Raw genomic sequence first — 21,600 nt, 5'->3', positions numbered from 1 at the left:
TGCGGGCGATCAGGACACTCGGCCCGTCCGGCGTCCAAGGACGAGGCCGTCAAGGCCGAAAAGGGGCCCGGGGCGCGGTCCCGCGCACGCGAGGGCGCAGCCCCCGCCCACGCGAGCCAGCACGCACCCGCACCCGCGAACCCGCCGCCCCTACGAGTGCCCGAGATCCGCCGCCTCGTCCTCGGCCACCGACACCGACCCGGAGTCCGGCGCCGGCCGCAGCGGGAAGGGATCGACCCGCGTCTCGTCGATCACCGGCGGAGCCACCCGCGGAGGCTTCGGCATGACCGCCGCCTCGGAGTGCCCGCCGCACCCGTAGGCCAGCGACACCACGCGTCCGTCCGCCGGGGAGAACTCGTTGGCACACACGCCGAAGGCCTGCCCCAGCGAGCCGCCGATCCGGGCCAGGAAGCCGCAGCTCTCGCAGGACGCGGGCGCCGCCTGGGCCATCGCGGTCTTGGGGCCGAAGCCCTCCTCCCAGCGGTCCGCGGCGACATGCAGGCCGTACCTGGACAGGACCCGGGTGCGGCGCAGGCCCAGTTCCTCGGCGACGGCCGAGATCGACCCGCGGGCCGGGACGGACGACAGCTCCGCGGGCGGTCCGGCTGTGACCTCGGCGTCCTCCGCCTCCACCAGTTCGGCCATCTCGTGGGAGACGGCGGAGTTCGGCGGCGGCTCGTCCTCGCCGGTCCAGCCGGGCTCCAGCCGCAGGTCCTCCGCGTCGGTGGGCAGCAGGTCGCCGGGGCCCATGTCGCCGGGGCGCAGCCGCTCGCTCCACGGCACCCACTCGGGGGCGAGGAGGGCGTCCGGGCCGGGCAGCAGTACCGCCTCGTCCACCGTGACGATCTTGGCGCGGGAGGCACGGGCCACGGTCACGGCCCAGCGCCAGCCGCGGTACCCCAGCTCCTTGCAGGCGAAGTGGTGCGTGACGACCCGGTCGCCCTCCGACACCACGCCCTCGTGCTCGCCGACGACGCCTGGTGCGGCGGCCTCCTCGGCTGCGGCGCGGGCGAGGTCGACGGCCTCGGCGCACAGACGGTCAGGGGTGCGGCTTCGCGTTGTCGCTGCGCTCACAGGTATCGCTTCTCTCCATACGCCGTCTCACGAGTGCACCGCTGCCTGCGAGGGGCGGACGGAGCGGACCTGTGGACCGCGTCGACGTCCGCGCCCGATCGCGCTCGGGCACACCTACGTCATCCATTCTGCGGGATGGCCGTAAGGCGCGCGGCCGAGAACGTTCGCCACGGCGCGCTAGGCACGCTACCTGCTCATGTGCGCTGGGCCTACACCGACGGGAGTTTCGGCGGGGTACGGACCCGCGTTCCCCGCCCGTGACGGGGTCGGTGTCGCCCGACTCGATCACCGCCATCCGTGCCGTATGGACGCTATATCCCCCGCTCTCGGGGCACTATGACGGGGTGGCAGCCGCACGGACGGAGTTCAAGGGCGGGAGCCGGAGGCGCGGCCCCGGCTCCCGGTTCCGTGCGGTCGGCCGGGCCCTGCGCCTGCCGGTGACGGGGACCGCGCGCGGCATCCGCAAGGCGACGCACGCGCACGGCGCGGGCGAGTCCGGCCTCGGCAAGCTGATCGAGCTGCACGGGGTGAACGGCGCCGGCGACGTCATGATCACCGTGGCCCTCGCCTCCACCGTCTTCTTCTCCGTGCCCACCGACGAGGCGCGCGGCCGGGTCGCGCTCTACCTGGCCATCACCATGGCGCCGTTCACGCTCCTCGCGCCGGTGATCGGCCCGCTCCTGGACCGCCTGCCGCACGGCCGCCGGGCGGCGATGGCGGCCGCGATGGGCACCCGGGCACTGCTCGCGCTGGTGCTGTCCGGGGCGGTGATCAGCGGCAGCATCCAGATGTATCCGGCCGCGCTCGGCGTGCTGGTCGCCTCGAAGGCGTACGGCGTGGTCAGAAGCGCGGTGGTGCCCAGGCTGCTGCCGCCGCGTTTCTCCCTGGTCAAGGCGAACTCGCGGGTCACGCTGTGCGGGCTGCTCGCCACCGGCGCCGCCGCGCCGATCGCGGCGGGGCTCCAGCAGGTCGGGCCGCGCTGGCCGCTGTACGGCGCCTTCGTGATCTTCGTGGCGGGCACCGTCCTGTCGTTCACGCTGCCCCCGAAGGTGGACTCGGCGCGCGGCGAGGACCGGGCGCTGCTCGCCGCGGACGAGCGGCATCTGCACGGCCCGCACCGCAAGCCGGTCAAGCGGCCCGGGCTGCGCACGGTGGGCCCGGCGGTGACGCACGCGCTGGCCGCCAACGCCGGCATCCGCTGCCTGTCCGGCTTCCTGATCTTCTTCCTGGCCTTCCTGCTGCGCGTCCACCCGCTGTCCGGACAGAGCGCGGCCGTGTCGCTGGGCATCGTCGGCGTCGCCGCCGGTGCGGGCAACGCGCTGGGTACGGCGGTCGGGGCCTGGCTGCGCTCGCGCGCGCCGGAGATCATCATCGTGACGGTCGTCGCGATCGTGCTGGGCACGGCGGTCACGGCCGCGGTGTTCTTCAGCACCGTCCTGGTGGCGTGCCTGGCCGCGGTCGCCGGGTTCGCGCAGGCCCTGGCCAAGCTGTCCCTGGACGCGCTGATCCAGCGGGACGTGCCCGAACAGGTCCGCACCTCGGCGTTCGCGCGCTCCGAGACCCTGCTCCAGGTCTCCTGGGTGTTCGGCGGCGCGGTGGGCATCGTGCTGCCGCTGAACGGCACGCTGGGCCTGACGGTGGCCGCCGCGATCATCACCGCCGGGTGGCTGACGACCGTACGGGGTCTGATCGACTCCGCCCGGCACGGAGGACGGACGCGAGCGAGGGTGGCGTGACCACGCCACGCCGTACCCAGGTGGGGAACGGGCCGGAGGCGCCGTATAGCCTTCGCCCATGACCACGTTGCAATCCTCTGTGCGACGCCGCCGCGCCGTCGCCGCCGCAGGCGCCGTATCCGCTGGACTGCTCCTGCTGTCCGCCTGTGACCAGCCGACGCCCATGGCGACGGTCACCGTCGGCAGTGACTCGGTCAGCTCCGAGGCCACCTGTGGCGGCGAGGGCAAGGTCCTGGAGACCGCCGAGATCCAGAAGTGCCTCCAGGACGACTCCGTCGAGTCCATCACGGTCAACTCGGACGACACGGTGCGCTTCGGTGTGGACCCGGAGGTCGCCGACGAGCGCTGGACGATCCTGATGAACGGTCAGCAGCTGACCGACGACACGGACAACACCTACCGCACCGTCCCGGGCAGCGTGTTCTTCAACGCCCAGTACGGTGCCCAGGGCGACTCGACGCTCGTCACCATCAAGGCCGGCGACGGCAAGGACGACAGCGAGGAGGCCACCGGTCTGTGGTCCTTCAAGCTGAAGAAGGACGACTGACCACGTCCTCCATGCGCGTCCTCGTGGCCACCGCGGTCCCCGTCGAACGGGACGCGGTGGCTCGGGCGTTCCCGGAGCCGGGCGCCGAGGTGTCGAGCCCCGGGGTGGCCCTGCACCGGCTCCCGGGCGGCTTCGACCTGCTGGCCGCCGGTGTCGGCCCCGCTCTCGCCGCCGCCTCCACCGCCGCCGCCCTGACCGCCGCGGCCCTCGGCTCCGCGCCCTACGGCCTGGTCGTCTCGGCCGGCATCGGCGGTGGCTTCGGGCCGGACGCGCCCGTCGGCTCACTCGTCGTCGCCGACGAGATCACCGCCGCCGACCTGGGCGCCGAGACGGCCGACGGCTTCCTGCCGGTCACCGACCTCGGCTTCGGCACCGTCACCCACCGGCCGCCCGCCGGCCTCGTCGCCGCCGTCGCCGCCGCGACCGGCGCCCGCCCCGGCACCGTCCTCACCGGATCCACCGTCACCGGCACCGCCGAACGCGCCGCGCTGCTGCGCGCCCGCCACCCGCGCGCGCTGGCCGAGGCCATGGAGGGCTTCGGCGTCGCCGAGGCCGCCGCCGCGCACGGGGTGCCGGTGCTGGAGCTGCGCGCGGTCTCCAATCCGGTCGGCCCGCGCGACCGCGCCGCCTGGCGCGTCGGCGACGCGCTCGCGGCACTGACGGACGCCTTCGGGAAGCTCGCACCCGTCCTCACGAGTTGGAACCCACATGACCGCTGATTCCTTGCAGATCGCGTACTCCCCCTGCCCGAACGACACCTTCGTCTTCGACGCCCTGGCCCACGGCCGCGTCCCCGGCGCCCCCGCCCTCGACGTGACGTTCGCGGACATCGACATCACCAACGGCATGGCCGAACGCGGCGAGTTCGACGTACTGAAGGTGTCGTACGCCGTGCTGCCGTACGTCCTCGGCGAGTACGCCCTGCTGCCCTGCGGGGGTGCGCTGGGCCGGGGCTGCGGGCCGCTGGTGCTGACGCGCGAGGCCGAGGCCGGGGGCGCCTCCCACGCTTTCGGCGGTGGGGGACTGGCCGGCCGCCGGGTCGCGGTGCCGAGCGAGACCTCGACGGCGTACCTGCTCTTCCGCCTGTGGGCGGCGGACACCGTGCCCGGCGGGGTCGGTGAGATCGTCGTCATGCCGTTCCACGAGATCATGCCGGCCGTGCGGGACGGGAAGGTCGACGCGGGGCTCGTGATCCACGAGGCGCGCTTCACGTACCAGAACTACGGCCTGCACAAGCTCGCCGACCTGGGCGAGCACTGGGAGCACACCACCGGGCTGCCGATCCCGCTCGGCGCGATCATCGCGAAGCGGTCGCTGGGCGAGGAGAAGCTGACCCGCCTCGCCGACTCGGTCCGGGCCTCCGTACGCGCGGCCTGGGGCGACCCGGAGGTCTCCCGGCCGTACGTCATGGAGCACGCGCAGGAGATGGACCCGGCCGTCGCCGACCAGCACATCGGGCTGTACGTCAACGAGTTCACGGCCGACCTCGGCGAGGACGGCTACGCGGCGGTGCGGGGTCTGCTGACCCGCGCGGCGGCCGAGGGACTGGTACCGGCCCTCGGCCCGGACGCGCTGGCGTTTCCCTGACGGGTGGGGTGCGGGGTCAGACGTCCAGCTGGTCGGCGACCGCGCGGAGCAGCCCGGCGATCTTCTTGCCGGCCGTCTTCTCGGGGTAGCGGCCCCGCTCCAGCATCGGGGTGATGTTCTCCAGGAGGGTGGTCAGGTCCTGCACGATGGACGCCAGCTCGTCGGGCTTCTTGCGCTGCGCGGCCGCGACCGAGGGGGCCGGGTCCAGCAGGGTGAGGGACAGTGCCTGGTCGCCGCGCTGCCCGGCGACGACGCCGAACTCCACGCGCTGGCCCGGCTTCAGTGCCTCGACTCCGGCGGGGAGGACCGAGGAGTGGACGAAGACGTCGCCGCCGTCGTCGCGGGAGAGGAAGCCGAAGCCCTTCTCGCTGTTGAACCACTTGACCTTGCCAGTCGGCAAAGCACACGCTCCCTCGATCGCTCCCGGACTGGCCGGACACCCTTGATCTGCCGTTGAGACAGCCTACCGGGGGTCTCTCCACCGGAACACGCCTTAAAACGACACTGAGCCCCTGCCTGTGTCGGCAGAGGCTCAAAGTGGTGGGGAAGTGTGAGGGGTTACCCGATGTGCCGGTAGAGAGTCGCGCGGGAGACTCCAAGAGCCTTGGCTATGGCAGTGACACTCTCTCCCCTGACCTTCCTTGCCTTGGCTGCTGCGATCACGTCCTCATTGACCACAGAGGGTCTACCCGGGGTGCGCCCCTGCGCCTTGGCTGCTTCCAGTCCGGCCCTGGCCCTCTCAACGATCATGTCTCTCTCGAGTTCAGCAAAGGCGACCATCATCGTGAAGAAGAACTTTCCCTCCCCCTTGGGGGAGTAGCTACCGGCGAGGTCCTGCTCCGCTTCGTCGTCACACCCCGAGCGCCTCACAAAGGTGTCTCACAAGTCGATGCCCTGGCGGACTTTCGAGACTACTTTCGAGACATCTCAAACATGGGTGAAACGGGCATCTAGGCCACGTCCTGAGAGTGTCGCTTCAACCATCGATTCTGAGACGCCAGTGAGACACCCCCTGCACCCCCTGTCGCAGACCCCCGGGGGTAATGCATGCGGGAGTCCAGCACACGAACCGCAGGAGCACTGCCCTTCGACGTTGTACGGGTTTGAAGGCTCAGGAGGGCCTCTGAAAGCCTCTGAGGCCCCAGATGGGTAAAAGGGGCCGGAGAAGGGGACGATAGAGGCTTGAAGGTCCTGGCCGCCAAGGCTGAGCAGGAGTATTCAAATGCTCTGTTCGGCGAGCTGAAGGCCATGGGGCCAAAGGAAGCTGAGAAGGCTTATACGGCATGCCTGGAATGGGAAAAGGCTTGGAAGGCTATGGTTGCCGCCCGGGCCACATTGGAACTGCACGCCTCTCTATTTTCCTGGCGTGTCACTGCCGGAGGGTATGACACTTACCCGAGTAAGGGTGATAGCCAGAGTGAGCGTCTGGAGTATTGGGAGATCACCGAGGATGGTCGACTCAAGTTTGAGTCTGCCAAGGCACTCGACTTTTAACACTGCCTGTCTGGATGTTCAGGGAAGATGCTCGCCGCAAAGGCGGCAGGGCAGGCAATTGCCAGGATTGCCGTTGGGAGCAGAAGACTGGAGAACTGGCCCCCTGGAGATCAGAGAGCCAGAACGACGAATAACGGATCTCTTAGTGGACCGTGAAAGGTTGAGGCAGCTCGCCCTTAGGTCAACCTCTGCGCCGAACCCGGAAGGACTCAGTCAATACCCTGTCTTTCTGCTCCGCCGCTACATTATGGGTGAACACTGTCCGAAGTCTGTATTTTCCAATACGGTCGGGGAAAAGTTCCTCAGCCATGGTTTCGATGTCACCCAAGTCCAAGGCGTATCCGGGACCTTCAGTTGATTCGGCTCCGTCGCTCCATGCCCAGACCTTGATCCGACAGGTACGCAGGAACTCCCTACGGTCTTCCTGGTCTTTAGATTCCCAGACTTCCCCATACTTCTTACCAGTGGCTTTCAGAGTCGGATTCGACCTTTCCTCTTCCTGCCTTGCCAGGAGAACCACCTTCCCGGAAAGGCTCTTATGCATACGCTTGTAGGACTCCCCTTGCCCCTCTCCGTCATATTCTCCTGCCAGGAAGTCGGCCTCCAGCTTTTCCAGTCGAGCCTTTGCCGACTGGAGCTCCTTTACCTGAGAGGGGCCGCCAACAGCCCGCTCGTACATATCCCACTTACCAACGCTTTCTCGGATCTCCTGGTCAACCCATGCGTCTAGTGCGTCTGCACGAACATAGAGACCCTTGACGCAAGCGCCTCCTTTGAACTTGTTGGAGCATCGGTAATACCTGTGTCCAGGAACCTTCGTTCCATCCTTTCTCGTATGTCCGGAGCCCAGCAGAGAAGCAACCGGCGCTCCGCACTCCCCACAGTGAGCGATGCCGGAGAGGAGACTCTTAGCTCCATTGCGGCTCCCCGTTGAAGCATTAGGAGCCTTGGGTAGGGGCTTGATCCGGTCCACCAGGTCTGTCCACTCGCCCATGGACGCCAGAGGCTTCTCAGGAAGAATCACCAACTCCCCGTCGTCATCCAATACAGCCTCCCCCTTGTAGGTGTAGATTCCAGGTACCCATGGGGAACGGATGAACTTGTTGATAATTGTGGATTGCCACTGTGTTCCCTTAGTGGCCTCACCCTTCAACTTCCGCATGTAGTCCCCCCAGGTAAGAACCCCACGGGCGTTGAAGTCACGCGCGATCCGGTGCGTTGACTGCCCCTCACGAATGCGAGAGAAAATCTCTTCCACATAGGGGGCATAGCCCTGGTCAATCTCCAGAACCTTACGCTTACCTCCCTCAACCACCTTAATTCGATAACCAGTCGGCGGAGCACCGGTAAGCCAGGAACGGTTCTCCAGACGCGTTTGTACACCGTTGATAATCCGGGCTTGGATCGTGTCCCACTCAGCCTCAGCGAAGACGGCTGTCATACGCGCCATCATCTTCCCCTGGGGAGTAGAAAGATCGAAGCCCTCTTCCACGCAGACAATGAATTTCCCGTTCCCCTGTGCCCACTCCAACAGTTCATTGAAGTGCATTGAGCGGCGGGTAAGCCTGTCCATCTTGGCTGCAATGATCACGTCAAACTCATCGACTCGGGACGTGAGCCAGCGTCCAAGTTTGGGTCGCTTGAAGGGACTTAAGGAGCCTGAGACGTCTGTGTCCTCTGCTTCCCCTACGAGGTTGCCGGACAGGTGGGGAGCAGAGACGTGGTGTCGGATCACGCCACGCTGCCACTCGATGGACGTCGAGCCGTCCGAGTCGGCAGACAGACGGAGGCAGGCGAGGTAGCGCAGGTTCGGTTGCATGCCGAGAGCGTAGCGCTCTCTGTGTGCCTAGGTGACAGACTCCCACTTGCCGGTAGGCACGTCTGTCCTCGTCCTCGTACTCGTCGGAAAACTGCTCGGAAACGGCTTCTGATAGCACTTGGGCGGGTCGTCCGGACCCGCCGGTACCAAGGCTGATGGTCTTCGGGCCGGTGACAAGACGTCCCCCGGTCGTTCCCCAGGCCTGGGAACTACCCTGGTCGGGTGCGTGACAAAACCCAAACGAACTCCGCCGCGCCCGGTGACCGACTGATCCGTGCCGGTGCGATCGTCTTCTTCGTCGGAACCGTGGCCACACTGGTCACGGTGGCCCCGCTCTTTCTGGGGACGACGCCCTTTCCCACCTACATGTTCGGACTGAGCATGCTGATGGGAGTGGGCTTCCTGATCGCCGGTGCGGGGGTGTTCCGGTCGATCGCGGCAGGTCGGCGTCAGGCGCGCGCCGCGTCCGGTCCGGCTCCGGCGCGGTAGCCCGCGAGCCATTCCGGGAACCCGGTCAGGTCGGCGAGGACGACGTCGGCGCCGGCCGCGCGCAGTTCCTCGGCGCTGCACGGCCCGCTGGCCACGGCGACGGAGTGGGCGCCTGCGGTGCGTGCGCCGCGTACGTCGCCGAGGTGGTCGCCGACGTACACGTCCGCGCCGTGCTCGCGCAGCGCCACCGCCTTCTGCTCGGCCCACAGGTTGCCGATCACGGCGTCCGGCTCGATGCCGAGGTGGGCCAGGTGCAGCTTGGCGTTCGGCTCGTACTTGGCGGTGACGACGATCGCCCGTCCGCCCGCCTCGCGTACGGCGGCGATGGCCTCCCGGGCGCCGGGCAGCGCGGGCGTGGCGGCGACGGCGTACGTCGGGTACATCTCCCGGTACAGGTCGGCGGTGGCGGCGATCGCCTCGGCCGGGAACCAGTGCGCCAGCTCCTCCTCCAGCGGCGGCCCGAGCCGCGTGACGGCCAGGTCGGCGTCGACGTACGTCCCCGTCCGCTCGGTCAGCGCCAGGTAGCAGGCGCGGATGCCGGGGCGTGAGTCGATCAGCGTCATGTCGAGGTCGAAGCCGACGGTGAGCGCGGGGCGGGTCGTGGAGGCCATGGGGCCCATTGTGCCGGGCGGGCCGACAGGTCAGCCCCGGGGGCGGCGGGAGCGCCAGAGGAGGTACAGGGCCGTGGCGACGGCGGCGCTGCGCAGGACCCAGGGCCAGGTCCCGGCGACGGCGTCGTTCATGTGGCCCTCGGCGATCGGGTCGCCCCAGCGGCCCTCCGTGCGGCCCCACAGCCAGACGGCGCCGGCGGCGGCGACCGTACCGGGCAGGCCCAGTACCGCCCACTTCGACTGGGCCGGGGTGAGCCGGCGGGAGAGGTAGGCGATCAGCCAGCCGAGGCCCAGCGGGACGAGGCTGCCGAGGACGGCGCCGGCGACCAGCAGGGCGGCGGCGATCAGCAGCAGCGGGTTGTTCAAGCCGCCCTCGGGCCACAGGCGGGGCAGGCGGCGGCGCGGGACTTTGCCCGGCTCCCCGGCGACCGGCTCCACGGCCTCCGCCACCACCTCGGCGGCCGCCTTCCCGGCGGTCCCGTCCTTCTTGGCCGCCGGGCCCTTCCCGGCCGCCGGGTCCGCCCCGTCCTCGTCCCGCGGCGGGGGCTTGAGCAGCTCCGGGATCTCCACGCCGCCGACGAACCCCGGCACGCTGTCGACGCCGCCCCCGAACGGGCCGTTGTCCACCCGCCACCAGTCCGGCCGCGTGACGGCGCTGTCCCCCAGCTCGTGCGCGCTCGCCAGGTGCGGCGGGGCGGGCGCGGGCGCGGACTCGGGCGCGGCCGGGCGGGGGCGCGGTACGGCGCGCCGCAGGCCCTTGAGCCGCTCCGCCTTCCGCGGCCCGGCCTCCCGCTGTACGGGGACGGCGGTGGGCGGCGGCACCGGCGGCCGCGGGGCACCGCTCGTGCCGCCCGCCGCGCCGACGATGTCGTCCGGGCTGCCGAGGCGGTCCAGGATGCGGCGGACGGCGGCGGGGCTGTCCACGGTGGTCCTGGCGCGGTGCCGGTCGATCTCGTCGCGCAGCTCGGAGACCAGCCGCATGCGAGTGGCCGACGGCAGCTGCCGTTGCTGGGCCACGTCGCCGACACGGCTCAGGTACTCGTAGACGACCTGGTCGCTCTCGATCCCCACGGAGCCCTCCGGGGCGGTGTGTTGTGGTACGCCGTCGGACGAAGGTACCGAATCCTTGCGGGTGCGGCGGACGCGCACCGCGCGACCGCGCGCGCACCCCACCGCCGTACCCACCCGCTAACGTGGGCCGGATGAGCACCGAGGAGAAGTCCGCGGCCCCCCGGTCCCTCGCGGAGGCGCTCCGCGTCAGGGACGACGTCTCGCTGGCCGCCCTCCTGCGCAGCCGTCCCGACCTCATCACCCCCGTGCCCACGGACCTCACGCAGCTCGCCACCCGGGCGGGCACCCGGGCCTCGGTCGTACGGGCGCTGGAGCGGCTGGACCGGTTCGCGCTGCAGACGGCGGAGGCGCTGGCCGTGGCGGCTGACCCGGCGCCGTACGGCGAGCTGCTCCGGCTCATGGCCGGTGACGAGCGCGACCCCGTCGTCGCGACGACCCTGCCCCGGGCCGTCGCCCTCCTGCGCGAACAGGCCCTGGTGTGGGGCGCCGACGACCGGCTGCGGCTGGTGCGCACCGCCCGTGAGCTGCTCGCGCCCTCCCCGCAGCACCCCTCTCCGACGGGGCTCGGGCCCTGTGTGCGGGAGGCGACGGCGGGGATGTCGCCGGGCCGGATCCAGGAGATCCTGGCCGCCGTCGGGCTGCCCTCGACCCATGACTCCGTCTCCGCCGTGTCCGCGCTCGGTGAGCTGTTCACCGACCGGCGGCGGATGGCGGGACTCCTCGCCGGCCTGCCCGAGGAGTCCCGCGAGGTGCTGGACCGGCTGGTGTGGGGACCGCCGTACGGCCAGGTCACCCACGATCCTGCGGCTCACCTGCGCCACCTGCTGGACAGCGGCCTGCTGCTGCCGACCGCGCCCGGCACGGTCGTCCTGCCCCGCGAGGTCGCCCTGCACCTGCGCGCGGGCCGGGCGCACCGCACGCCGGAGCCGGTGCCGCCGCCGGTGGAGGCCGCCGCCGCGCACCGTCCACAGGTTGTGGACGCCACCGCCGCCGGGCAGGCCCTGTCGGCGCTGGCGACCGTCGAGGAGCTGCTGAAGGAGTGGGACGAGGGCGGTCCGGTGGTGCTGCGGGCCGGCGGGCTGAGCGTGCGTGACCTGAAGCGGACGGCCGTCGCGCTGGACGTTCCCGAGCCGGTGGCCGCGTTCTGGGTCGAGCTGGCCTACGCGGCGGGGCTGATCGCCTCCGACGGTGAGGCCAATGAGCGGTACGCGGCGACCCCGGCGTACGACGAGTGGCGGGAGCTGCCCACCGCGGAGCGCTGGGCGCGGCTCGCCGGGACGTGGCTGACGGCCACCCGCACGCCGGGTGTGGTCGGCGAGCGGGACGCGAAGGACCGTACGCTCTCGGCGCTGGGCCCGAACCTGGACCGTTCGGCGGCGCCGGAGGTACGGCACCGGGTGCTGGCCCTGCTGGCGGGGCTGCCCGAGGGTGCCTCGCCCACCGAGGAGTCGGTGCTGGCCCGGCTGCGCTGGGAGCGTCCGCTGCGCGGGCCCCGGCGGGACGGGCGGGACGGCCAGGACGACGATCTGCGCACCCGGCTGGCCCGCTGGACGCTGTCCGAGGCGGAGCTGCTGGGCGTCACCGGGCGCGGCGCGCTGGCGGCGCCGGGGCGGGCGCTGATCGGGGCGCCGGAGCCGCCGCACCCGGCGCAGGAGCCCGAGGGTCCGGGCGACAAGCTCCCCGTCCACCACCGCACGCCGACCGCCCCCGCTCCCCCGAGCCCCGCCGAGCAGGCCGCCGCCACCGCGCGGGCCGCCCGGCTGCTCGCGCCGCTGTTCCCCGAGCCGCTGGACCACGTGCTGCTCCAGGCGGATTTGACGGCGGTGGCGCCGGGGCCGCTGGAGCCCGAGCTGGCCGACGTGCTCGGGGTGCTCGCGGACGTGGAGTCCAAGGGCGGGGCGACCGTCTACCGGTTCACGCCGGGCTCGGTGCGCCGCGCGCTGGACGCCGGGCAGGCCGCCGCCGACCTGCACGCCTTCCTCGCCCGGCACTCCCGCACGCCGGTGCCGCAGCCGCTCACGTACCTGATCGACGACGTGGCCCGGCGGCACGGGCGGCTGCGGGTGGGCGCGGCCTCGGCGTACGTGCGCTGCGACGACGACGCGACGCTGGACGAGATCCTCGCCGACAAGCGGGCCTCCGGGCTCGGACTGCGCCGGCTCGCGCCGACCGTGCTGGCCGCGCAGGCCGACCCGGCGGCGCTGCTGGAGGGGCTGCGCGGGATGGGGTTCGCGCCGGCCGCCGAGTCCGCGGCGGGCGATGTGCTGATCGCCCGTGCCGCCGCCCACCGCACGCCGCCGCGGGCGGCACCGGAGCCGGTCCCGGACGGTCCGCCGGTGCCCGACGACACCCTCCTGACGGCGGCGGTCCGCGCCGTCCGGGCCGGCGACCTGGCCGCCACGACCCCGCGCAGGCCGGGCCCCGGGAGCGATGCGGGCGCCCCGGCGGCGGGGGGCGAGCTGCCCCGTACCGGCGCCGCCGAGACCCTCGCCACCATGCAGGCGGCCGTCATGACCGGCGAGGCGCTGTGGATCGGCTACGTGAACGCCGAGGGCTCCGCCAGCCAGCGCGTCATCGCCCCGATCCGGGTCGAGGGCGGCTTCGTGACGGCGTACGACCACACGGCGGACGAGGTGCGCACGTATCCGCTGCACCGGGTCACCGGCGTGGCCGAACTCGCCGACGACGCGACCTGACGGGCCCCTCTTTCGGGGGTACGGGCCGGATCATGCACGCCACGCCGGGTGATTAGCACCTGAGAGGGAGCTTTTTTCATAATCCGCATCGATTTTTCGGCGGTCGGGCAGCCACCGGGTGTCCTGCACACCGAACCGGAAGGAACCGTCCGATGCGTGCCGTTCGTCGAGTCGCCACTGTCCTGACCTCCACCGCCGCGCTGATCGCGGCGTTCGCCGCCGAGGCCGCCGCGGTCGGCATCGACCTCGGTGGGGGCGTGACCCTCTGACCACTCGCTGAACACCCTTGGAACGCCCCGTTCCACGTCCTCTGACGGCGGGCCGGGCCCCCCTGGGCCCGGCCCGCCTCTCCCTCCCGGCCCCCAGCCTTTCGAAAGGCACGCCATGCGCTCCAAGCTCACCGATCCGGACGGCGCCGCCCGTTCCGCCGTCGCCGTCTCCGTCGCCGCCCTGATCACCGCCGCGGCGCTCTTCGGGGCACTCGCCCCCGAGGCCACCGCGCTGCCGCTGCCCCTGCCGTCCACCGGCGTGGAGTCCCTGGTCACGGAGGGGGTCACGGGGGAGGGGCCGCTGATCAACAACCTCGCTCTCCGATAGCCCGGCGCCGCGATCGGGCCCACTGGACGTTTGGCCGATCCGTCCAGTCGCTGTCGGCCGTACGCACGCGAGAGGGCGCCGCCCGTGAACGGTCCGCTGATCGTCCATACGATCAGGTGCGATGCACACGCTTCGGGAGGGGCCCGAGCTCCGGAGCGGTCACCTCACAGCGTTCGAGGCTTCAGCCTTCTGATCCGGTCGTCGGTCTCCGTGTGCCGTCGTCGCCGTCACTTCGCCCGTCCCGGAGCTGCCACAGGTCGCACACCCCGGTGTCCGGCATCACACTGGAGACGGGGCGGATTCGTTGCCCGGATCCCTGGGTGAACGGCCCGGCCTAGGAGGCGCAATGACGGCGGCGAAACGGAACGACACCCCCGTCGCGATCGAAGGCAATGGCGTGGAGTTGCGGGCACTGGAGGTCGGCGGGGACATGACCGCCGCGTTCGTGCGGCTCCCCCAGGGTGCGACCCTGGCACCCGCGCTCGTGGGGCTGCCCGATGATCTGTGCCAGTGCCCTCACTGGGGTTACCTGCTCAAGGGGCGGCTGAGGATGCTGACCAGGACCGGCGAGGAAATCTACGAGGCCGGGCAGGCTTTCTACTGGCCACCGGGCCATGCGCCGGAGGCCGTCGAGGACTGCGAGTACGTGGACTTCTCGCCCTCCGAGGACTTCAACGAAGTCCTCGACCACGTGAAATCCCACATGGGGTGACACGCCGGACTCCGCCCTGCCGCCTCCCTCGCAGCCACCCGCTTCCACACCTTCCAAGGGGTGTTCCACCATGAGCGGCATAGACGCAACTGCTCTGGACAGCCTGCGCGCGACCCTGCGGGGACACGTGATCACGCCGCAGGATGCCCATTACGACGAGACCCGCAGCCTCTACAACGCCATGATCGACCGCCGTCCGGCCGCCATCGCCCAGTGCGTGGGCGCGGCGGACGTGCGCGCCACCATCGCCTTCGCCCAGGAGACGGGGGTTGACCTGGCGGTTCGCGGTGGCGGTCACAGCGGGCCGGGGCTGTGCCTGATCGACGACGGGCTCACGCTCGACCTGTCCCCGATGCGCTGGGTGCGCGTCGCCCCCGAGGCGGCAACAGTGCAGGTGGGCGGAGGCAGTCAGCTCGGCGACCTGGACCACGAGACACACGCCTTCGGCCTCGGCGTACCGGCCGGGATCATGTCGACCACCGGGGTCGGAGGTCTCACGCTGGGCGGCGGGCACGGCCATCTGACCCGCAGGTACGGCCTGACGATCGACAGCCTGATCGCCGCGGATGTCGTCCTGGCCGACGGCAGCCTCGTCACCGCTTCCGAGAAGGAACACCCGGATCTCTTCTGGGCGCTGCGGGGCGGCGGCGGCAACTTCGGCGTGGTCACGTCGTTCACCTACCGGCTGCACCCGGTGCACACGGTCGGGGTCGCGGCGACCGTGTGGCCGATCGACCGCACGGGAGACGTGTTGCGGTGGTACCGGGAGTTCCTGCCCGCCGCGCCGCAGGATCTCACCGGCTTCTTCGCCGTCCTGGTCATACCGCCCGGGCCGCCCTTCCCGGAACCGATCCACGGGCAGAAGATGTGCGGCGTGATCTGGTGCTACACGGGCGACCTGGAGGCCGATCGCCTGGAGGAGGTGCTGTCGGTCGTCAACGACCCGGCGCCGCCGGCGTTCCACTTCACCACGCCCATGCCCTACCCCGCCTTGCAGACCATGTTCGACGAGCTGATCCCCAAGGGGCTGCAGTGGTATTGGCGCGGCGACTTCTTCGACACCATCTCCGATGACGCCATCGCGGTGCACGAGAGGTATGGCCAGGGCATTCCCACCGACCTGTCGACGATGCACCTGTACCCGGTGGACGGGGCGGCCCACCAGGTCGGCCCCGACGAGACGGCCTGGGCATACCGGGACGCCGTGTGGTCGGGCGTCATCGGCGGCATCGATCCCGATCCGGCAAACGACGATCTCATCCGACAGTGGTGCGTCGACTACTGGACCGACCTGCACCAGCACTCCATGGGCGGTTCGTACGTCAACTTCCTCGGAGAAGCGGAAGGCCCCGAACGCGTCCGGTCCACCTACCGCGGCAACTACGATCGGCTGGCCTCGGTCAAACGCGCCTACGACCCGGACAATTTCTTCCGCGCCAACCAGAACATCCCACCGTCCGCGGCGTGAGACGTGAAGTCGCCGCGCTCGCCCGTCGTCCGGCGTGAGTGTGGCCAGGGGGGAAGGGACGCCTCGTTGACCGCAAGGGCCTTGCCCGCCCCGTTGGGGTCGGGGACGACCATGTACCCGTACGGGACCCGACCGCCGGTGTAGCGGCCCTCGCGGCGCAGGTGCTCGTGCGCGCTGGACACCCGCATCCCGGTGGTGCCGGACTCCAGCTCGGCGAAGACCGCGATCAGCTTCGCCATGGCCCGGCCCGTGGACGACGTGCGGCCGAGCGGCTCCGTCGCCGACGCGAGCGCAACGCTCTGGTACTCGGCGAGTCGCATGATCTCCGCGAAGCCGACCGTCGAACGCGCAAGCCGGTCGATCTTGCAGAACAGGATCACGTCCAGCTCGGCGAGCCTGGTCAGGAGGCGTTGCGGTCCCGGCCGGTCGAGCCCACGCGAGAAGCCCGAGACATCGATGTCCTCCTCGGCGGCCACGACCTCCCGGCCGCGTGCCTCGCACAACGCTGCACAGGCCGCGCGCCTGCGTTCAGGCAAGTCGTCTCGTCGGTTTCGCGCGATAGGCGAACATGGATAGCGGCGCGCATCCCCGGCGCGCCGGCCGGGACCCCCTTCCGGCGTCGGGCACGGGGCATAGCCCGTGCTGTGACAGGCGTTGGTCCTGTCATGAGACGACCCTATATCCGGAGGTATGTGTGTCCTGCCTGATCGTCCAGTCCGACAAGACCCTGCTCCTCGAAGTCGACCACGAGCGGGCCGGCGAGTGCCGTCGGGCCATCGCGCCGTTCGCCGAGCTGGAGCGGGCCCCGGAGCACATCCACACCTACCGGGTGACCCCGCTGGGCCTGTGGAACGCGCGGGCGGCGGGTCACGACGCCGAGCAGGTCGTGGACGCCCTCGTCGAGTTCAGCCGCTACCCGGTGCCGCACGCGCTGCTCGTCGACATCGCCGAGACGATGGACCGCTACGGCCGCCTCACCCTCTCCAAGCACCCGGCGCACGGGCTGGTCCTGACGACCACCGACCGGCCGGTACTGGAGGAGGTCCTGAAGTCGAAGCGGATCGCGCCGCTCGTCGGCAACCGCATCGACCCCGACACCGTGGCCGTGCACCCCTCCGAGCGCGGGCAGATCAAGCAGACGCTGCTGAAACTGGGCTGGCCCGCCGAGGACCTCGCCGGGTACGTCGACGGCGAGGCGCATCCGATCGAGCTGGCCGAGGACGGGTGGGCGCTGCGGCCGTACCAGAAGCAGGCGGTGGAGAACTTCTGGCACGGCGGCAGCGGCGTCGTCGTGCTCCCCTGCGGCGCGGGCAAGACGCTGGTCGGGGCGGGTTCGATGGCGCAGGCCAAGTCGACGACGCTGATCCTGGTCACCAACACCGTCTCCGCCCGGCAGTGGAAGCACGAGCTGGTGAAGCGCACGAGCCTGACCGAGGACGAGATCGGCGAGTACAGCGGGACGAAGAAGGAGATCCGGCCCGTCACCATCGCCACCTACCAGGTGCTGACGACCAAGCGGAAGGGCGTCTACCCGCACCTGGAGCTGTTCGACTCCCGGGACTGGGGGCTGGTCGTCTACGACGAGGTGCACCTGCTGCCCGCGCCGGTCTTCAAGTTCACCGCCGACCTCCAGGCGCGGCGGCGGCTCGGCCTGACCGCGACGCTCGTCCGCGAGGACGGCCGCGAGTCCGACGTGTTCTCCCTCATCGGCCCGAAGCGTTTCGACGCGCCGTGGAAGGAGATCGAGGCGCAGGGCTACATCGCGCCCGCCGACTGCGTGGAGGTCCGGGTCAACCTCACCGACTCCGAGCGCCTCGCGTACGCCACCGCCGAGACCGAGGAGAAGTACCGCTTCTGCGCGACGACCGCGACCAAGCGGAAGGTGACCGAGGCGCTCGTGCGGCGCTTCGCCGGGCAGCAGATCCTCGTCATCGGCCAGTACATCGACCAGCTCGACGAACTGGGTGAGCACCTGGGCGCGCCGGTCATCAAGGGCGAGACGTCCAACGCCCAGCGGGAGAAGCTCTTCGAGTCCTTCCGCCAGGGCGAGATCAGCGTCCTCGTCGTCTCCAAGGTCGCGAACTTCTCCATCGACCTGCCGGAGGCGACCGTCGCCATCCAGGTGTCGGGCACCTTCGGGTCCCGGCAGGAGGAGGCCCAGCGCCTCGGCCGGGTGCTGCGCCCGAAGGCCGACGGCCACCAGGCGCACTTCTACTCGGTCGTCGCCCGCGACACGCTCGACCAGGACTTCGCGGCCCACCGCCAGCGCTTCCTGGCGGAGCAGGGCTACGCGTACCGGATCATGGACGCGGACGAGGTGCTGACCGAGAGCTGAGCGCACCGCCGGCTCAGGGCGCGGGAAGGGTGAACACCAGCAGCAGGACGAACACCGGCGGCAGCAGCGAGGCGGCGGCCGGCCAGATGCGGGTGGCCGACCAGCGGCGGGTCCAGGGGAGCACCCAGGCGGCGAGCCAGGCTCCGAAGGCGAGGAAACCGCCGAAGAACAGGCTGCCGTAGATCAGGGTGAGCGCGTTCGTCAGCGCCTGCGAGCACTCGGTGCCGCAGCCGTCGGTCGCCATGACCGACATCAGGCCGAGGAGTCCGGCCGCCGGTCCCAGGACGCTCAGGAGCACGGTGGCGACGGTCGGCGCTATCCAGGCCAGCGGGTCGCGGTGGTCCCGCGGGGCCGGGTACGGCGGCGGGGACGGCGGGGGCCACGCCGCGGAGTCCTGTGGGCTCATGCGGCCAGTCAAGCCGCGCGGCCGGGCCCCGCGCACCGGCGTACGTACTCAGACCGGTACGCGTCGGTACTCAGTCGGCGCGGCGGGGGACGCGGGCGTCAGTGCCGGCGGACGCCCGCCTCCTCGCCGTACTCGCCGAGCACGACCACGTCGAAGGCGGCGCCCGCGAACACCCTGACGACACGCAGGGCGTCACCGAGCCGGTGCCGGTGGCTGCCGGCCACGGGCGTGGCACCGGACGCGCGGCCCGGTGCCGGGACGGGGGAGATGGTTGCTGCGCTCATGTCTCCATGGTGCGACTGCGAGCCCCCGAACGGCATCGGTCTGCGGACCGAACCCCTCCCATCGCCGTGTACGCCTCCAGGGGGACGCCCTCCCCCGGGTCGGAGGGCTGTCGGAGGGCCCGACCCCTAGGGGGTTCAAAACCTGTTGGCCGGCGCCGTGCCCACTCCCCTAGAATCTCCGCTCTCGCCCGCCTCCCCACGGAGCGCCGCCGTCCGGACGGAAACCGGTCGGCCCACCGCGCGCAGCCCGCGCCCACCACGCCGCAGGTCACCCGGAGGCACCCCCTTGTCCACGCCCGTGCACGACGATCCCCTCGCGAAAGAGCGCTCCCACCTGGCCGGCTCCCGTTCCGCGCTGCGCGCCATGCGGGAGGACGTCGAGTCCCTCGACATCACCGACGTCACCGCGAACTGGGTCAACGCCGCCGTCCTGGGGAGCCAGATCGAGCAGCGCATCAAGGCCCTGGCCGACCTCAGCGAGACCCCGCTGTTCTTCGGCCGGCTCGACTACCTGCACGCTCCCGGTGCCGAGCGGGCGGAGGGCGGGGAGGGGGAGCGCCCGCAGCCGGAGGCTGCTTATCGGACACTGCATGTGGGGCGGCGGCACGTGCACGACGCGGACGGCGACCCGATGGTGATCGACTGGCGGGCGCCGGTCTCGCAGCCGTTCTACCGCGCGTCGAAGAAGGACCCGCTGGACATCTCGCTGCGCCGCCGCTTCGGATACACCGGCGGGGACCTCACGGCCTACGAGGACGAGCACCTGTCCGACCCGGCCGAGGCGGAGGTCACCAGCAAGCTGCTCCAGCAGGAGATCGAACGGCCCCGCGTCGGCCCGATGCGCGACATCGTGGCGACGATCCAGCCCGAGCAGGACGAGATCGTGCGCGCCGGGCTGACCGGTTCGGTCTGCGTGCAGGGCGGCCCCGGCACCGGGAAGACGGCGGTCGGCCTGCACCGGGTCGCCTACCTCCTGTACGCCCACCGCGAGCGCCTCGCCCGGACCGGGACCCTGGTCATCGGGCCCAACAAGTCCTTCCTGCACTACATCGAGCAGGTCCTCCCGGCCCTCGGTGAGCTGACGGTCCGCCAGGCCACCGTCGACGGCCTGGTGGCGCACGTCGAGGTGCGCGGGGCGGACGAGACGACGGCGGCGGTGATCAAGGGCGACGCGCGGATGGCGGAGGTCCTGCGCAGGGCCCTCTACTCGCACGTCACCCTGCCCACCGAGGGCGTGGTCGTGGTGCGCGGCGCACGCCGCTGGCGGGTGGCCGCGTACGAGGTGGAGGAGATCGTCCGGGAGCTGCTCGCCCGCGACATCCGCTACGGTGCCGCCCGCGAGGCCCTTCCCCAGCGCATCGCGCACGCCGTGCTGGTGCAGATGGAGCGGGCCGGTGAGGCGCCGGACGACCGGGTGCAGAACGCGGTCGCGCGCAACGCCGCCGTGAAGGCGGTGGTGAAGACCGTCTGGCCGCAGGTCGAGCCGGCGAAACTCGTCCTCCGCCTCCTTACGGACGCGGACTTCCTCGCCGAGCACGCCGAGGGCGTTCTCACCGAGGACGAGCGGAAGGCGCTGCTGTGGGTGAAGCCGGCCCGCTCGGTGAAGTCGGCCAGGTGGTCACCCGCCGACGCCGTGCTGATCGACGAGGCCACGGATCTGATCGAGCGCACCCACTCCCTGGGGCACGTGGTCCTCGACGAGGCGCAGGACCTCTCCCCGATGCAGTACCGCGCGGTGGGCCGGCGCTGCACCACCGGCTCGGCGACCGTCCTCGGCGACCTGGCGCAGGGCACCACGCCGTGGGCGACCCGCAGCTGGGCGGAGGCGCTGGCCCACCTGGGCAAGGAGGAGGCCGTGGTCGAGGAGCTGACGGCCGGTTTCCGCGTGCCGACGGATGTCATCGCGTACGCGTCCCGGCTGCTGCCGGACATCGCGCCGGGCCTGACGCCGGTGGCGTCGATCCGTGAGAACCCGGGCTTCTTCGACATCCGTACGACCGCGGACGGGGCGGCGGACGTGGTGTCCGCGTGCCGCGAGCTGCTGGAGCGCGAGGGCTCGGTCGGCCTGATCGCCGCCGACGCGCGGGTGCCGGAGCTGGCCGACGCCCTCGGGGCGGCGGGGATCGGCTTCATCGGGCCGGGCGAGGAGACGACCCGCACCACCCGCCTGACCCTGGTGCCGGCCTCGCTGGCCAAGGGTTTGGAATACGACTACGTGGTCCTGGACGAGCCGCGGGCCGTGGTCGACGGCGAACCGGACGAGCGGACGGGGCTGCGACGGCTGTACGTGGCGCTGACCCGCGCGGTGTCGGGGTTGATCGTGACGCACGGGGCGGGGTTGCCGCCGCAGCTGGCGGAATAGCCCAGCCGGCACAGCTGCCCCGGCTATCCCGGCTACCTCAGCTGCCCAGCTGCCCAGCTGCCCAGCTGCCCAGCTGCGGGCAATCGTGACCTCCCCCAGAGCCTGAACGGCCTGGGAGGTGCCCCCAGGGGCGGCACGGGTGGGCGGTGAGGGCACCTCCCGCTCATGGAGGTCCCCCCGCGCGAGCGAAGCCGAGAACTCATGGCGGTCCCCCCGCGCGAGCGAAGCCGAGCGTGGGAGAGGAGCCGAGCGTGGGAGAGGAGCCGAGCCTGGGGGAGGAGCCGAGCCTGGGGAGGAGCCGAGCCTGGGGAG

Annotated in this window: 21 protein-coding genes; 12 read left to right on the top strand and 9 right to left on the bottom strand. The window is 71.2% G+C overall.

From position 1 onward, the window contains the following. Window positions 1-150: 150 nt before the first annotated feature. Window positions 151-1,074, bottom strand: coding sequence for a DUF3027 domain-containing protein (locus tag ACIQ1J_RS11130; protein ID WP_403556109.1), 924 nt, complete (start codon window positions 1,072-1,074; stop codon window positions 151-153). 344 nt (window positions 1,075-1,418) lie between these two features. Between ACIQ1J_RS11130 and ACIQ1J_RS11125 the strand changes: the two genes are divergently transcribed. The 4 genes from ACIQ1J_RS11125 to ACIQ1J_RS11110 are packed head-to-tail and all read left to right on the top strand — an operon-like array spanning window position 1,419 to window position 4,944. Continuing rightward, window positions 1,419-2,810: an MFS transporter gene (locus ACIQ1J_RS11125; RefSeq protein ID WP_403556107.1), complete on the top strand. Its 1,392-nt coding sequence runs from the start codon at window positions 1,419-1,421 to the stop codon at window positions 2,808-2,810. A gap of 58 nt (window positions 2,811-2,868) precedes the next feature. Further along, window positions 2,869-3,357 carry a DUF2771 domain-containing protein gene (locus tag ACIQ1J_RS11120; protein ID WP_247696843.1) on the top strand — a complete coding sequence of 163 codons (489 nt, stop codon included), beginning with the start codon at window positions 2,869-2,871 and terminating at the stop codon, window positions 3,355-3,357. An 11-nt stretch (window positions 3,358-3,368) separates the two neighbouring features. Further along, window positions 3,369-4,076 (top strand): futalosine hydrolase, encoded by a 708-nt coding sequence (locus tag ACIQ1J_RS11115; RefSeq protein WP_403556105.1) that lies wholly within the window; start codon window positions 3,369-3,371, stop codon window positions 4,074-4,076. Then, on the top strand, window positions 4,066-4,944 hold the full coding sequence (locus ACIQ1J_RS11110; protein WP_403556103.1) for a 1,4-dihydroxy-6-naphthoate synthase: 879 nt from the start codon (window positions 4,066-4,068) through the stop codon (window positions 4,942-4,944). Before ACIQ1J_RS11115 ends, ACIQ1J_RS11110 begins: the two co-directional genes overlap by 11 nt. A 16-nt stretch (window positions 4,945-4,960) precedes the next feature. On the opposite strand, the gene ACIQ1J_RS11105 is transcribed toward ACIQ1J_RS11110, so the two are convergent. Next, the gene (locus tag ACIQ1J_RS11105; protein WP_053132946.1) at window positions 4,961-5,344 is read right to left on the bottom strand and encodes a cold-shock protein; all 384 of its coding nucleotides are present in this window, start codon (window positions 5,342-5,344) and stop codon (window positions 4,961-4,963) included. A 158-nt stretch (window positions 5,345-5,502) separates the two neighbouring features. Next, complete coding sequence (locus ACIQ1J_RS11100) at window positions 5,503-5,814, bottom strand: helix-turn-helix domain-containing protein (RefSeq protein WP_403556101.1); 312 nt, start codon at window positions 5,812-5,814, stop codon at window positions 5,503-5,505. Between the two features lie 312 nt (window positions 5,815-6,126). Between ACIQ1J_RS11100 and ACIQ1J_RS11095 the strand changes: the two genes are divergently transcribed. Next, window positions 6,127-6,438, top strand: a complete 312-nt coding sequence (locus ACIQ1J_RS11095; RefSeq protein WP_403556099.1) for a hypothetical protein — start codon at window positions 6,127-6,129, stop codon at window positions 6,436-6,438. Between the two features lie 181 nt (window positions 6,439-6,619). Here ACIQ1J_RS11095 and ACIQ1J_RS11090 read toward each other — a convergent pair whose 3' ends face one another. After that, window positions 6,620-8,257, bottom strand: a complete 1,638-nt coding sequence (locus ACIQ1J_RS11090) for a recombinase family protein (RefSeq protein ID WP_403556097.1) — start codon at window positions 8,255-8,257, stop codon at window positions 6,620-6,622. Between the two features lie 222 nt (window positions 8,258-8,479). Between ACIQ1J_RS11090 and ACIQ1J_RS11085 the strand changes: the two genes are divergently transcribed. Further along, window positions 8,480-8,746: a hypothetical protein gene (locus tag ACIQ1J_RS11085; protein ID WP_403556095.1), complete on the top strand. Its 267-nt coding sequence runs from the start codon at window positions 8,480-8,482 to the stop codon at window positions 8,744-8,746. Here ACIQ1J_RS11085 and ACIQ1J_RS11080 read toward each other — a convergent pair. Together ACIQ1J_RS11080 and ACIQ1J_RS11075 are read right to left on the bottom strand one after the other, a co-directional pair. Beyond that, a complete protein-coding gene (locus ACIQ1J_RS11080; protein WP_403556093.1) occupies window positions 8,707-9,357 on the bottom strand; it encodes an HAD family hydrolase in 651 nt (216 codons plus the stop codon). The genes ACIQ1J_RS11085 and ACIQ1J_RS11080 overlap by 40 nt on opposite strands. A gap of 30 nt (window positions 9,358-9,387) precedes the next feature. Beyond that, on the bottom strand, window positions 9,388-10,428 hold the full coding sequence (locus ACIQ1J_RS11075) for a hypothetical protein (protein WP_403556091.1): 1,041 nt from the start codon (window positions 10,426-10,428) through the stop codon (window positions 9,388-9,390). Between the two features lie 131 nt (window positions 10,429-10,559). On the opposite strand from ACIQ1J_RS11075, the gene ACIQ1J_RS11070 reads away from it, so the two are divergent. From ACIQ1J_RS11070 to ACIQ1J_RS11055, 4 genes are all read left to right on the top strand, one after another. Beyond that, on the top strand, window positions 10,560-13,124 hold the full coding sequence (locus ACIQ1J_RS11070) for a helicase-associated domain-containing protein (RefSeq protein WP_403556089.1): 2,565 nt from the start codon (window positions 10,560-10,562) through the stop codon (window positions 13,122-13,124). A gap of 384 nt (window positions 13,125-13,508) precedes the next feature. Then, on the top strand, window positions 13,509-13,721 hold the full coding sequence (locus tag ACIQ1J_RS11065; protein WP_403556087.1) for a hypothetical protein: 213 nt from the start codon (window positions 13,509-13,511) through the stop codon (window positions 13,719-13,721). 346 nt (window positions 13,722-14,067) lie between these two features. After that, a complete protein-coding gene (locus ACIQ1J_RS11060; RefSeq protein WP_403556085.1) occupies window positions 14,068-14,433 on the top strand; it encodes a hypothetical protein in 366 nt (121 codons plus the stop codon). 70 nt (window positions 14,434-14,503) lie between these two features. Beyond that, entirely contained in the window at window positions 14,504-15,901 is a 1,398-nt protein-coding gene (locus ACIQ1J_RS11055; protein ID WP_403556082.1) for an FAD-binding oxidoreductase, read from the top strand. Here ACIQ1J_RS11055 and ACIQ1J_RS11050 read toward each other — a convergent pair. Further along, the gene (locus ACIQ1J_RS11050) at window positions 15,844-16,437 is read right to left on the bottom strand and encodes a recombinase family protein (RefSeq protein ID WP_403556080.1); all 594 of its coding nucleotides are present in this window, start codon (window positions 16,435-16,437) and stop codon (window positions 15,844-15,846) included. The two genes, ACIQ1J_RS11055 and ACIQ1J_RS11050, sit on opposite strands and share 58 nt — an antisense overlap. A 158-nt stretch (window positions 16,438-16,595) precedes the next feature. Between ACIQ1J_RS11050 and ACIQ1J_RS11045 the strand changes: the two genes are divergently transcribed. After that, complete coding sequence (locus ACIQ1J_RS11045) at window positions 16,596-18,236, top strand: DNA repair helicase XPB (RefSeq protein WP_403556078.1); 1,641 nt, start codon at window positions 16,596-16,598, stop codon at window positions 18,234-18,236. A gap of 13 nt (window positions 18,237-18,249) precedes the next feature. Here the strand turns inward: ACIQ1J_RS11045 and ACIQ1J_RS11040 are convergent, their stop codons facing one another. Next, entirely contained in the window at window positions 18,250-18,642 is a 393-nt protein-coding gene (locus ACIQ1J_RS11040; RefSeq protein WP_403556076.1) for a hypothetical protein, read from the bottom strand. Window positions 18,643-18,740: 98 nt separating this feature from the next. Then, window positions 18,741-18,926, bottom strand: a complete 186-nt coding sequence (locus tag ACIQ1J_RS11035; RefSeq protein WP_210962308.1) for a hypothetical protein — start codon at window positions 18,924-18,926, stop codon at window positions 18,741-18,743. A 286-nt stretch (window positions 18,927-19,212) separates the two neighbouring features. On the opposite strand from ACIQ1J_RS11035, the gene ACIQ1J_RS11030 reads away from it, so the two are divergent. After that, the gene (locus ACIQ1J_RS11030; protein ID WP_403556074.1) at window positions 19,213-21,288 is read left to right on the top strand and encodes a HelD family protein; all 2,076 of its coding nucleotides are present in this window, start codon (window positions 19,213-19,215) and stop codon (window positions 21,286-21,288) included. Window positions 21,289-21,600 lie beyond the last annotated feature (312 nt).

This window comes from Streptomyces sp. NPDC097107 (genome assembly GCF_044762405.1).
Lineage (GTDB): Bacteria > Actinomycetota > Actinomycetes > Streptomycetales > Streptomycetaceae > Streptomyces > Streptomyces thinghirensis.
Note: the sequence above shows the minus strand (reverse complement) of the source record. Positions and strands in the feature narration are given on the sequence as shown.